The organism is Streptomyces sp. NBRC 110611 (assembly GCF_001590865.1).
Taxonomy (GTDB): Bacteria; Actinomycetota; Actinomycetes; order Streptomycetales; family Streptomycetaceae; genus Streptomyces.
The window spans coordinates 627943-640578 of the sequence record NZ_BBUY01000001.1 but is presented as its reverse complement, the minus strand read 5'-3'; the positions used below and the strand labels follow the sequence as shown (position 1 = coordinate 640578).

Genomic DNA, 12636 nt, shown 5'->3' with positions numbered 1-12636 from the left:
AGCCTGACGTGACCACACTCACCAAGACCGAAGGCGCCACCGCGCCGGCCGGGTCCGACCCCTTCCTGTCCGTTCGTGACCTGCGGGTGCGGTTCTCCACCGAGGACGGCATCGTGAAGGCGGTCGACGGTCTCTCCTTCGACCTGGAGCGCGGCCGGACGCTGGGCATCGTCGGCGAGTCGGGCTCCGGCAAGTCGGTGACCAACCTCGCGGTCCTGGGGCTGCACAACCCCAAGACCACCGAGATCACCGGCGACATCACGCTGGACGGCCAGGAGCTGACCGGGGCCAGGGAGAAGACCCTGGAGAAGCTCCGCGGCAACAAGATGGCGATGATCTTCCAGGACGCGCTGACCGCGCTGTCGCCGTACTACACCGTCGGCCGGCAGATCGCCGAGCCGTTCATCAAGCACACCGGCGCCAGCAAGCGCGAGGGCCGGCAGCGCGCCGTCGAGATGCTGACCAAGGTCGGCATCCCGCAGCCCACCCTGCGGGTCGACGACTACCCGCACCAGTTCTCCGGCGGTATGCGCCAGCGCGCGATGATCGCCATGGCGCTGGTCTGCAACCCCGAGCTGCTGATCGCGGACGAGCCGACCACCGCCCTGGACGTCACCGTCCAGGCGCAGATCCTCGACCTCCTCAAGGACCTCCAGCAGGAGTTCGGCTCCGCGATCATCCTGATCACCCATGACCTCGGCGTGGTCGCCGACACGGCGGACGACCTGCTGGTGATGTACGCGGGCCGGGCGGTCGAGCGGGGCTCGGTCAAGGAGATCCTCACCGAGCCCCGGCACCCGTACACCTGGGGCCTGCTCAGCTCCATGCCGCGGCTCTCGTCGGACGTCAGCGAGGCGCTGCACCCGATCCCCGGCACCCCGCCGAGCCTGCTCAACCCGCCGTCCGGCTGCGCCTTCAACCCGCGCTGCGGCTTCACCGGCGAGGTCGGCGGCGGCCTCTGCACCGACGAGCGGCCGCCGCTGGAGCTGGGCCGCGCCGCCGCGTGCCATCTGAGCGCCGAGCAGAAGCAGACCCTCTTCACCGAGCACATCAAGCCCCGGCTGGGCTAGGGAGCGACCACCATGACCAAGAACGCCACCCTCCCCTCGCCCCGCGACGCCGCGCCCGCCCAGGGCGAGCCGCTGCTCACCGCCGAGAGCCTGACCAAGCACTTCCCGATCTACGGCGGCTTCCCGTTCAAACGGAAGGTCGGCGCGGTGCAGGCGGTCGACGGCGTCGACCTGACCGTGCACGCCGGCGAGAGCTTCGGCCTGGTCGGCGAGTCGGGCTGCGGCAAGTCCACGACCGGGCGGCTGCTGACCCGGCTGATGGAGCCGACCTCCGGCAAGATCACGTACGCGGGGCAGGACATCACGCACGCCAACCGCAAGCAGCTGGCGCCGATCCGCTCCGAGATCCAGATGATCTTCCAGGACCCGTACGCCTCGCTCAATCCGCGGCAGACGGTCGGCACCATCATCGGCGGCCCGATGGAGATCAACGGGATCAACCCGCCCGGCGGCCGGGAGAAGCGGATCCGCGAACTCCTGGAGACCGTGGGCCTGAACCCGGAGCACTACAACCGCTTCCCGCACGAGTTCTCCGGCGGCCAGCGCCAGCGCATCGGTGTGGCCCGGGCGCTCGCCCTGGAACCGAAACTGATCGTCGCCGACGAGCCGGTGTCCGCGCTCGACGTGTCCATTCAGGCGCAGGTCGTCAACCTGCTCCAGGAGCTCCAGCGCGAGCTGGGCATCGCGTTCCTGTTCATCGCCCACGACCTGGCCGTCGTACGGCACTTCAGCGAGCGGGTCGCCGTGATGTACCTCGGCAAGGTCGTCGAGGTGGGCAGCCGTGACGAGATCTACGGCCGGCCGCGCCACCCGTACACCCACGCCCTGCTCTCGGCGGTGCCGGAGGCCAAGTTCGTCACGGACGACGAGGAGCAGCGCGAGCGCATCCGGCTCGCCGGTGACGTGCCCTCCCCCGTCAACCCGCCGTCCGGCTGCCGCTTCCGTACGCGCTGCTGGAAGGCGCAGGAGAAGTGCGCGACGGAGGTGCCGCCGCTGGTCCAGATCACCGGCAGCGCGGCCGGCCACCTGACGGCCTGCCACTTCCCGGAGGAGCCGACGACCGCGGCGCGGGACGAGGACATCGTCCTGGACCCGGCGCTGGCGGCGATCGAGGAGTCACGTACCGATTCCGACGAGTAGGAGCGACGGGTAGGAGCAGGGGTTCGCAACACGCGCCGCCGTGGCGGGAATGTCTCCCGTCGCGGCGGCGTTGTCATGTGCGTACGTTGACGAGACAGGATCCGAAGGGGGCGTGGCGGGATGCGCATCGGGGAGCTGGCGGAGCGTACGGCGACGCCTCGGCGGCTGCTGCGGTACTACGAGGAGCAGGGGCTGATTGTCGCCGGACGGTCGGCCAACGGGTACCGCGAGTACGACGAGTCGTCCGTGGACCGGGTGCGCCAGATACGGGGGCTGCTGGACGCCGGGCTGCCGACCCGGATCATCAAGCAGATACTGCCCTGCCTCGACAAACCCCGGGCGATCCACTTCCCGGACGCCACACCGGAGATGCTCGGCACGCTGGAGCGGGAACGGGACCGGATGACGGAGCGGATAGCCACGCTGGTACGGAACAGGGACGCGATCGGGGAGTACCTGGACGTGGTGCGGGCCGGCCGGCGGCCGGAGGAGGCCGCCGTCGAGCCTGTCGCAGCCGCCTGAGCGGCGTGCGTCGCGGCTACTCGCTCGGGACGACCCGGCGTTCCTCCGCGAAGTGGCAGGCCGAGGCGTGGCGCGCCGGGCCGGTCGACTCCCGGAATTCCGGGGGGATGTCGAGCGGGGGGACGACCTCGGCGCACAGGTTCCGGGCCTTCCAGCAGCGGGTGCGGAACGGGCATCCGGAGGGCGGGTCGGCGGGCGAGGGGACATCGCCGGTGAGCAGGATCCGGTCCCGGTGGGCGCGGGCGTCCGGGTCGGGTACGGGGACGGCGGAGAGCAGGGCCTGGGTGTAGGGGTGGGTGGGGTGGTCGTAGATCTGCTCCTCGGTCCCGATCTCGGCGATCCGCCCCAGGTACATCACCGCGACCCGGTCGGAGATGTGCCGGACGACGGAGAGGTCGTGCGCGATGAAGACATAGGAGAGGTCGAACTCGTCCTGCAACTGCTCCAGGAGGTTGACGACTTGGGCCTGGACGGAGACATCGAGCGCGGAGACCGGCTCATCGGCGACGATGATCTCCGGCCGCAGGGCGAGGCCGCGGGCGATGCCGATGCGCTGGCGCTGGCCGCCGGAGAACTGGTGCGGGTAGCGGTTGACGTACTCGGGGTTGAGCCCCACCACCTCCAGGAGTTCCTGGACCTTGCGGCGGCGGTCTCTCTTGGGGGCCACCTCGGGGTGGATCTCGTACGGTTCGCCGATGATGTCGCCGACGGTCATCCGGGGGTTGAGGGAGGTGTAGGGGTCCTGGAAGACCATCTGGATGTTGCGGCGGACGGATCTCATCGCCCGTCCGGACAGGGTGGTGATGTCCTGCCCGTGGTAGCGGATCTGACCGGACGTCGGGTGTTCCAGGCCGACCAGCATCCTGGCGACCGTGGACTTGCCGCAGCCCGATTCGCCGACGATGCCGAGCGTTTCGCCCTTGCGGAGGCCGAACGAGATCCCGTCCACGGCCTTGACCGCGCCGATCTGCTTCTTGACGAGCACGCCCCGGGTGAGCGGGAAGTGCTTGACCAGGTCGCGCACTTCGAGGAGGGGTTCGCCGGACGCCGCCCCCCTCGCGTCGGACAGGTCACCCGTTGCAGACGGGACACCCCTCTCGGACAGGCCATCCGTCTCAGGCAGGTCGTCCGCTTCGGACAGGTCACCGGGCGCCATCGAGCGTCTCCTTCCAGAAGTGGCAGGCGCTGGCCCGGCCGGGGCCGGCCTCGTAGAGGGGCGGCGGCGGATCGGTGCGGCAGATGTCCTGGGCGAGCGGGCAGCGCGGGTGGAAGGGGCAGCCCGGCGGGATGGCGGCCGGGCTGGGCGGCAGCCCCTTGATCGCGTACAGTCGCTGCCCCTTGTGGTCCAGCCGGGGGATGGAGTCCAGCAGGCCGCGGGTGTAGGGGTGGGCGGGCGCCCGGTAGAGCTGGTGGACGGGGGCGGTCTCGACGATCCGTCCCGCGTACATCACGGCGATCGTGTCGGCGACATCGGCGACCACGCCCAGGTCATGGGTGATCAGGATCAGCCCCATGGTGCGCTCCCGCTGGAGCTCCGCGAGCAGGTCCATCACCTGGGCCTGGACGGTGACGTCCAGGGCGGTGGTCGGCTCGTCCGCGATGATCAGGTCGGGCCCGAGGGCCAGCGCCATGGCGATCATGATGCGCTGGCGCATCCCGCCGGAGAACTGGTGCGGATAGTCGCCCACCCGCGCCCGGGCGGCGGGGATACCGACCCGCTCCATCAGCTCCACGGCCCGGCCGCGGGCCGCCTTGCGGGACGTCCCCTCATGGACCTGGAACATCTCCCCCAGTTGCGCCCCGACGCTGAGGACCGGGTTCAGCGCGGACAGCGCGTCCTGGAAGATCATCGCCATCTTGGCGCCGCGCACCTTGCGCCGCTCCTCTCCGCGCAGCGTCAGCAGATCGCGCCCCTGGAAGACGATCTCCCCGCCGGTGACGTATCCGGGCGGCGAGTCCAGGATGCCCATCACGGCCTGTGCGGTGACGGACTTGCCGGAGCCGGACTCACCGAGCACCGCCAGCGTCTGCCCCGGCGCCACGGTGTAGCTGACGCCGTTGACGGCCCTGGCGATGCCGTCCCGGGTACGGAACTCCACCCGCAGGTCGCGTACGTCGAGGAGGGCGGTGTCCGCGGCGTCCGTACGGGCCGGCGCCGCGGCATCCCCGGGGGCACCGGTAGCGTCCATCATCTGCCGTCTCCTCAGCGCAACTTGGGGTCGAGGGCGTCGCGCACCGCGTCGCCGAGCATGATGAACGCCAGCACGGTGAGGCTCAGCGCGCCGGCCGGCCACAGCAGCATGTGGGGTGCGCCGCGGATGTGGGTGGAGGCCGTGGAGATGTCGATGCCCCAGGAGACGGTGGGCGGCTTCAGACCGGCGCCCAGGTACGACAGGGTGGCCTCCAGCGCGATGTACGTACCGAGCGCGATGGTGGCGACGACGATGACCGGCGCGACCGCGTTGGGTGCGATGTGCCGCAGCAGCAGCCGTCCGTTCCCCGCGCCCAGCGCCCGCGCGGCCTGCACGTAGTCGTTCTGTTTGGCGGTGTAGACCGAGCCCCGGGCGATCCGGGCGATCTGCGGCCAGCCGAGCAGCACGATGAAGCCGACCACCGGCCAGACCGTGGAGCTGGTGACGACGGACAGGAAGACCAGGCCGCCGAGGATCACCGGAATGCCGAAGAACACGTCCGCGAGCCGGGAGAGCAGGGTGTCCCACCAGCCGCCGAAGAACCCGGCCAGCCCGCCGAGCAGGCTGCCGAGCAGCGCCACCCCGGCCGTGGCGCAGACGCCGACGGTGATGGACGCGCGGGCCCCGTACACCACCCGGGTGTAGACGTCCCGGCCCTGGGTGTCGAAGCCGAAGGGGTGGCCGGGCTGGGAGCCCTGCTGCGCCCTGGAGAGGTCGGCGCGGTACGGGTTGCCGGTCGCGATCAGCTGCGGCCAGACCGCGATCACCAACAGGAAGACGATGACCAGCGCGGAGACCACGAAGACCGGATTGCGGCGCAGGTCGTGCCAGGCGTCGCTCCACAGGCTGCGCGGCTTGCCCAGCGGTACGCCGGCGGGCGGTCCCGCACCCGGTGGCGGTGCGCCGGGCGGCCGTTCGAGCGACTCCGCCTCACCGATGGCCAGCGCGGCGGTTCCGCCGTCGCCGTGCCCGATGGCTTCCTTGGGGACGTAGGACTCGTCGGGGACGTAGGACTCAGGCATAGCGGATCCTCGGGTCGAGGACGGCGTACAGCAGATCGACGAGGAGGTTCGCGGCGAGGAAGACCAGGACCAGGATCGTCACAAAGCCCACCACGGTCGGCGAATTCTGCCGGAGAATGCCCTGGTACAGCTGGTATCCGACGCCATGGATATTGAAGATGCGCTCGGTGACGATCGCCCCGCCCATCAGGGCGCCGATATCCGTCCCGATGAAGGTGACGACGGGGATCAGCGAATTGCGCAGCAGATGGCGGCTGATGACGCGGCGTCGGGGCAGCCCTTTGGCAATGGCCGTACGGACGTAGTCGGCGCGGGTGTTCTCCGCGATGGCGGTACGGGTCAGCCGGGTCACATACGCCAGCGAGACCAGCGCCAGCACCAGCCCCGGCAGGAGGAGTTCGTTCAGCGGTGCCTCCGGGGCGACGGACGGCGCGGCCCATACCAGCCGCACCCCGAACACGAACTGCAGCAGATACCCGCTCACGAACGTCGGGACGGACACCACGATCAGCGACAGGATCAGCACCGTGGTGTCGATGCCCCGGCCGCGCCTCAGCCCGCTGAACACCCCCAGCGCGATGCCCACCAGAATCTCCATGACGATGGCGACGACGGTGAGCCGGAGTGTGACCGGGAACGCGGACGCCATGAGTTCGGTGACCGGGCGGCCGTTGAACGCGGTGCCGAAATTCCCCTGGAAGATCTGCCCCATGTAATGCAGGTACTGCCGCCACAGCGGCTGATCGAGGTAGAGGTCGTGGCGGATCTGCGCGGCGGTGGCGGGGTCCGGCGCCCGGTCGCCGAACATCGCGGCGACCGGGTCGCCGAGCGCGTACACCATGAAGAAGATGAGGAAGGTACTGCCGGCGAACACCGGGACCATCTGCAGCAGCCGCCGGACCACATACCGTCCCATGGCGTCTCCAGCCTCCCTCGCGCTCCGCTCAGCTGATCGTGCTCTCAGTTCACCGTGATCTTGTTGTGGTCAGTTCACCGTGGTCTCGTTGTGGTCAGTTCACCTTGATCTCGTTGTAAACCGGCACACCGAACGCGTTCAGCGCCACATTGCTGATCCGTTCGGAGTAACCACAGCTGCCGTTCTGGTACCACAGCGGAATTCCGGGCATCTGCCGGGCCAGGATCCGCTCCGCATCCTGGAACTTCTTGACGGCCGCACCGATGTCCGTCGCCGCATTGGCCTCATTCACCAGCCGGTCGAACCCGGCATCGCTGTACTTGCCGTCGTTGGACGATCCGTTGCTGTAGTACAGCGGCTGGAGAAAGTTCTGGATCAGCGGGTAGTCCATCTGCCAGCCTGCCCGGAACGGCCCGGGCATCGTCCTGGCCGTGATCTTGTTACGGAAGTCCGCGAAGGTGCCGACCGGGTTCCCCACACAGGCGTTGTCGTCCCGCAGCGCCCTGTTCACGCTGTTGCAGAGCGCATCGACCCAGTCCTTGTGCGATCCGGTGTCCGCGTTGTACGTGATCGACATCCGCCCACCGGGAATTCCTCCCCCTTCCTTGATCAGCCGCCGCGCCCCGGCCGCGTCGAATACGCAAGCATCTCCGCACAGCCCCGCCTGATAGCCGCCGGCCGCGCCCAGCACCGGTGAGGTCCAGTCCGTCGCCGGCGTCCGCGTCCTCTGAAAAATCTCCTTGGTGATCTCTTCCCGGTTGATCGCCATGGAAATTCCCCGCCGGACCTTCTCCATCCCCGGCCGCGACCACCGCCGGTCGTACAGCGGAAACGTGAGCGACTGAATAATCCCCGCCGGCTGATTGATGTACCGGTCCCCCAGATCAATCTTCACATTCCGCAGCTGCGACGCCGGAACATCGTCCACCAGATCGAGATTCCCCGCCTGCAGATCCGTATAGGCGGTGTTGTTGTCCGTGTAAACCCGCAGGTCGACCCCACCGTTCCGGGCCGGATCCCGCCCCGGATACTTCCCCCACTTCCGCATCCTCAGCACGGACCCCTTCTCATACGAGTCCACGAGATACGGCCCGTTCCCGACCGGCTTCGCCAGCCACCCGTCATGGTCCGTGAAGAACGCCTTCGGCAACGGCATGAAGGCCGAATATCCCAGCGTGTCCGGCCAGCTGGAAAACTTCTGGTTCAACGTGACGGCAAAGGTCCGCTCATCCTTCACCACCAGCCCCGACAGCGTCTTGGCAGTAGCCCGCCCACCCTCCGGATGGACTTTCCCGAACCCCTCGATATACGCGAAGAACGACGCGTTCTTCTGCCGATTGTCCAGCAGCGCCCCATAATTCCAGGCATCCACGAACGACCGCGCGGTCACCTTCTCCCCGTTACTGAAGCTCCACCCGGGCTTCAGCCTGACCGTGAAATGCCGCGAATCCTCCGTCTCGATCCGCTCCGCGACCACATTCTCGGCTTCCCCCGTCTTGGGGTTGTACCGCTTCAGCCCCCGGAACAGCATGTCCAGCACCTTGCCGCCCTGGACCTCGTTCGTGTTCGCCGGCTCCAGCGGATTCTGCGGATCCCCCCAGGACGCGCTCACCACCCCGGACCGCGCGGCACTCCCCCCACCACACCCGGAGACCACCAGAGCGACAGCGGCAGCCGCGGCGCACACCCCCCACTTCGCGCGCGCGGCCGCTCCACGCATGACGCCTCCTCAGCTCCGGACTCCGGGACCACACGCAGCCACAGTGGCCACACGTAGCCCACATAAGAGCCCAGCCCCGGGCGCGCCGCACCCCGGCACCGGCCACCCGGGCGATCACCCGGCCGGTGTGCCCTCCCTCAGCCGTCGCCGAGGCGGCCGAACTCCCCCGCCTTCACGCCCTGGACGAACGCGCGGAGCGCGGCCCGGGATGTGCTGATGACCATCTCCGGTCGCTTGCTGTCCCGTACGTACGGGACACCAGCGGCATCGACAGCCACCTCGACGCAGGTATCGGACCCCGCTTCGCTGAAGCTGGACTTCTGCCACCTGAGCTGAGACATAGACGCCTTCCTAGAGCAAGGGGTACAGGAGTCGCTGGATGAGGCCGAGCGAGTCCTTCACCGTGTGCGCCTCGGGCCGGACCGCAGCATCGGCCGGAGGCAGAGCCACTTCGCACAGGTTAGCGAACCAGTCGTTGTACCTGTCGAGTGAGTCCGCGTCTCCCAGATACAGCGACCGCTCGATGTGCGGTACGACAACGGTTCCGAGCTCCGCAACCTTGGGTTCGACCAGAGTGAAGGACGTTCCGAACGGCACCGGGCCGTCGAACGGCACTACTTGGATCGTCACGTTCGGAAGCCGGGACGCGCCAATGAGCCGAATCAACTGCTCACGCATTATGGCCCTGTTGCCGAACGTCGGATGTAGCGCGGCCTCGTGGATTACTGCGTGGAAGCGTGGAGGGTTCTCACTGACCAGCACGTCCTGGCGACGCATACGGAATTCGATCTCCGCCTCCCGCCGCTCCGGCGATGCGCGAGCATATCCGCCCTTGAAATTGGCCGCCACGTACGCCTTGGTCTGAAGCAACACAGGGACGAAGGTTGGCTCGTAGCTGACCATGCGCTGAGCGCCGGCCTCCAACTCCGCAACGTCGAGTAGCGAAGGTCTGACACGTTCCCTGTGCGCGCTCCACCACCCCTTACCGGAAGCCTGAGCCATCTCCTCAAGTGCGTCAACGTAAGGGGCACGTATACCACTTACCGCGCCAGCAAGTCGACGCAGCCGCTCCGATGACAAGTGCGTGCGCCCGGCCTCCACGGCACTGACGTGCGACTGCCTCATTCCCATCAGCTCAGCGCTCTCACTGACGGAAAGCCCCGCCACCTCCCTGAGCTTGCGGACTTCGGCGCCGAACCTCCGTTGACGGTACGTCGGGTTGACCCTCTGACCCATGCGTCCCTCCCTCAGTCGCACCTCAGCAGTATCCCTCAACTGCCAATCTCAGCAGTCAGGTTGGCTACGTACCACCAATCCGCTACCTTAGCGTGTGTCGCCAGTCACACGGCGCCACGCACCACACCCATGCCGGAAGCGCACCGCCCTGCGCGCGCAGGACCCGGGGCGGCAGGCCACCGGCAGGCGTATCCCGCTCCGCTCCCCTCCACACCACCGCCCGGAGGTTGCCGTGCGCAACACCGAAGATTGCTGGTCCTACGGCCTGTTCATCCCCCGCGACGCACGCGCCGCAGCCGTCGTACGAGCCACCATCCGCAGCATCCTCAAGGCCACCCGCCTCGACTGCATCGCGGACACGACGGAGTTGCTCGTATCCGAGCTGATCGCGAACGCGTACCGCTACTCCCGCACCGACTCCTACGTCAGCGTGGACCGCACGCCCGAGAACCTCCGTGTCGCCGTCTGGGACACCGGGCCGGGCACGCCCGAGCCCGTCGCGGCCGAGGCGGACAACGAGTGGGGCCGGGGGCTGAACCTGGTGGCGACATGCGCCGACGACTGGGGCGTGGACGATTACGCCGACCTGACCGAGGGAGTCACCGGCAAGGCGGTCTGGTTCACCGTCTCCCCGAAGCCCAACTGGCTGGTGGGCTGAGTCATGCGCCACTATGCGGACGTGGCTCCGGAGCAGGCGCTGAAGTTGATCGCTGGACCGCGGGCAGCCCGGCGGGCACCGGGCCCCGGGAACGTCAGAGCCCTGACCACCGCCCCTCACGGGGCAGGCGGCCAGGGCTCTCCCAACGGGCCCGTAGGCCCAAGCGTCAGGCGACGGCGCCTCAGCTGTGCTTCGCGCGGGAGGCGGAGCGGCCGCGCTCCTTCTGGTCGAGGACGACCTTGCGGATGCGGACGGCCTCCGGGGTCACCTCGACGCACTCGTCGTCGCGGCAGAACTCCAGGGACTGCTCCAGCGACAGCTTGCGCGGCGGGACGATGGCCTCGAAGGAGTCGGCGGAGGAGGAGCGCATGTTGGTGAGCTTCTTCTCCTTGGTGATGTTGACGTCCATGTCGTCGGAGCGGGAGTTCTCGCCGACGATCATGCCCTCGTACACCTCGGTGCCCGGTTCGGTGAAGAGCACACCGCGCTCCTGGAGGTTCGTCATCGCGAAGGCGGTGACGGCACCGGCGCGGTCGGCGACCAGCGAGCCGTTGTTACGGGTCTTGAGCTCGCCGAACCACGGCTCGTGGCCCTCGTGGATGGAGTGCGCGATGCCGGTGCCGCGGGTGTTGGTCAGGAACTCCGTACGGAAGCCGATCAGACCGCGGGACGGGACGACGAACTCCATGCGAACCCAGCCGGAGCCGTGGTTGGACATGTTGTCCATCCGGCCCTTGCGGGTGCCCATGAGCTGGGTGACGGCGCCCATGTGCTCCTCGGGCACGTCGACCGTGAGGCGCTCGACGGGCTCGTAGGTCTTGCCGTCGACCTGCTTCGTGACCACCTGCGGCTTGCCGATGGTCATCTCGAAGCCCTCGCGGCGCATCTGCTCGACGAGGATGGCCAGCGCCAGCTCACCGCGGCCCTGCACCTCCCAGGCGTCGGGGCGCTCGGTCTCCAGGACGCGCAGCGAGACGTTACCGATCAGCTCGCGCTCCAGGCGGTCCTTGACCTGGCGGGCGGTGACCTTGCGGTCCTTGACCGCGGCCTTGGCGTCCGCGCCCTTGCCGGTGCCGCCGCGGCCGACCAGCGGCGAGGTGTTCGTACCGATGGTCATGGAGATCGCCGGCTCGTCGACCGTGATCAGCGGCAGCGCAATCGGGTTCTCGGGGTCGGCGAGGGTCTCGCCGATCATGATGTCGGGGATGCCGGCGACGGCGCAGATGTCGCCCGGGCCCGCCACCTCGGCGGGCTTGCGGGTGAGTGCCTCGGTCATCATCAGCTCGGTGATGCGGACGTTGGAGATCGAACCGTCGCGCTTGATCCAGGCCACCGTCTGGCCCTTGCGCAGCTCGCCCTGCTCGACGCGGAGCAGCGCGATACGGCCGAGGAAGTTGTCCGCGTCGAGGTTGGTGACGTGGGCCTGGAGCGGCGCGTCCTCCTCGTACGACGGGGCCGGGACGTGCTCCAGGATCGTGGAGAAGAACGGCTCCAGGTTGGTGGAGTCGGCCGGGACGGTGCCGTCCTCGGGCTTGGTGAGCGACGCGATGCCGTCACGGCCGCAGGCGTAGACGATCGGGAACTCGATCTGGTCCTCGTCCGCGTCCAGGTCGAGGAAGAGGTCGTAGGTCTCGTTGACGACCTCGTCGATGCGGGAGTCCGGGCGGTCCGTCTTGTTGATGCACAGGATGACCGGCTTCCGCTGCTGAAGGGCCTTGCGGAGGACGAAGCGGGTCTGCGGCAGCGGGCCCTCGGAGGCGTCGACGAGGAGGACGACCGCGTCGACCATCGACAGACCGCGCTCGACCTCGCCGCCGAAGTCGGCGTGGCCGGGGGTGTCGATGATGTTGATCGTGATCGGGGCCCCGCCGTCCTTGGGGTGGTACTTCACCGCCGTGTTCTTGGCGAGGATCGTGATGCCCTTCTCACGCTCCAGGTCGTTGGAGTCCATGACCCGGTCGTCGACGGAGTCGAGCTGGTGCGCGGCGAAGGCGCCGGCCTGCTTGAGCATGGCGTCGACGATGGTCGTCTTGCCGTGGTCGACGTGGGCGACGATGGCGACGTTACGAATGTCATGGCGCGTGGGCATACTGCGGCGCTTCTCCCGGAATCGTGGATGGCGACGCGTACGGATTCGTACGCGCGCCCGCCGGGCTTGAA

12 protein-coding genes are annotated in these 12636 nt (G+C 68.5%); 4 read left to right on the top strand and 8 right to left on the bottom strand.

Going from position 1 to position 12636, the window contains the following annotated elements:
- Nucleotides 1-8: 8 nt before the first annotated feature.
- The 3 genes from AZE13_RS02800 (at nt 9) to AZE13_RS02790 (ending at nt 2732) form a co-directional block, all read left to right on the top strand.
- A complete protein-coding gene (locus AZE13_RS02800; protein WP_066926405.1) occupies nt 9-1070 on the top strand; it encodes an ABC transporter ATP-binding protein in 1062 nt (353 codons plus the stop codon).
- Between the two features lie 12 nt (nt 1071-1082).
- On the top strand, nt 1083-2210 hold the full coding sequence (locus AZE13_RS02795) for an ABC transporter ATP-binding protein (protein ID WP_066926402.1): 1128 nt from the start codon (nt 1083-1085) through the stop codon (nt 2208-2210).
- Between the two features lie 120 nt (nt 2211-2330).
- The gene (locus tag AZE13_RS02790; protein ID WP_066926401.1) at nt 2331-2732 is read left to right on the top strand and encodes a MerR family transcriptional regulator; all 402 of its coding nucleotides are present in this window, start codon (nt 2331-2333) and stop codon (nt 2730-2732) included.
- 16 nt (nt 2733-2748) lie between these two features.
- On the opposite strand, the gene AZE13_RS02785 is transcribed toward AZE13_RS02790, so the two are convergent.
- The 7 genes from AZE13_RS02785 to AZE13_RS02755 form a co-directional block, all read right to left on the bottom strand.
- A complete protein-coding gene (locus tag AZE13_RS02785; RefSeq protein ID WP_079123634.1) occupies nt 2749-3888 on the bottom strand; it encodes an ABC transporter ATP-binding protein in 1140 nt (379 codons plus the stop codon).
- Nucleotides 3875-4921, bottom strand: a complete 1047-nt coding sequence (locus AZE13_RS02780) for an ABC transporter ATP-binding protein (RefSeq protein WP_066927176.1) — start codon at nt 4919-4921, stop codon at nt 3875-3877. Before AZE13_RS02780 ends, AZE13_RS02785 begins: the two co-directional genes overlap by 14 nt.
- A gap of 14 nt (nt 4922-4935) precedes the next feature.
- The gene (locus AZE13_RS02775; protein ID WP_066926398.1) at nt 4936-5946 is read right to left on the bottom strand and encodes an ABC transporter permease; all 1011 of its coding nucleotides are present in this window, start codon (nt 5944-5946) and stop codon (nt 4936-4938) included.
- The gene (locus AZE13_RS02770; RefSeq protein ID WP_066926396.1) at nt 5939-6862 is read right to left on the bottom strand and encodes an ABC transporter permease; all 924 of its coding nucleotides are present in this window, start codon (nt 6860-6862) and stop codon (nt 5939-5941) included. The genes AZE13_RS02775 and AZE13_RS02770 overlap by 8 nt, the downstream gene beginning before the upstream one ends.
- 94 nt (nt 6863-6956) lie before the next feature.
- Complete coding sequence (locus AZE13_RS02765; RefSeq protein ID WP_066926395.1) at nt 6957-8582, bottom strand: ABC transporter substrate-binding protein; 1626 nt, start codon at nt 8580-8582, stop codon at nt 6957-6959.
- Nucleotides 8583-8719: 137 nt separating this feature from the next.
- Entirely contained in the window at nt 8720-8923 is a 204-nt protein-coding gene (locus AZE13_RS02760) for a DUF397 domain-containing protein (protein WP_066926393.1), read from the bottom strand.
- A 10-nt stretch (nt 8924-8933) separates the two neighbouring features.
- Complete coding sequence (locus tag AZE13_RS02755; RefSeq protein WP_066926391.1) at nt 8934-9818, bottom strand: helix-turn-helix domain-containing protein; 885 nt, start codon at nt 9816-9818, stop codon at nt 8934-8936.
- 232 nt (nt 9819-10050) lie between these two features.
- Between AZE13_RS02755 and AZE13_RS02750 the strand changes: the two genes are divergently transcribed.
- Nucleotides 10051-10476 (top strand): ATP-binding protein, encoded by a 426-nt coding sequence (locus AZE13_RS02750; RefSeq protein WP_066926389.1) that lies wholly within the window; start codon nt 10051-10053, stop codon nt 10474-10476.
- A gap of 181 nt (nt 10477-10657) precedes the next feature.
- On the opposite strand, the gene typA is transcribed toward AZE13_RS02750, so the two are convergent.
- Nucleotides 10658-12565: a translational GTPase TypA gene (gene typA, locus AZE13_RS02745; RefSeq protein WP_066926387.1), complete on the bottom strand. Its 1908-nt coding sequence runs from the start codon at nt 12563-12565 to the stop codon at nt 10658-10660.
- Between the last annotated feature and the right edge of the window lie 71 nt (nt 12566-12636).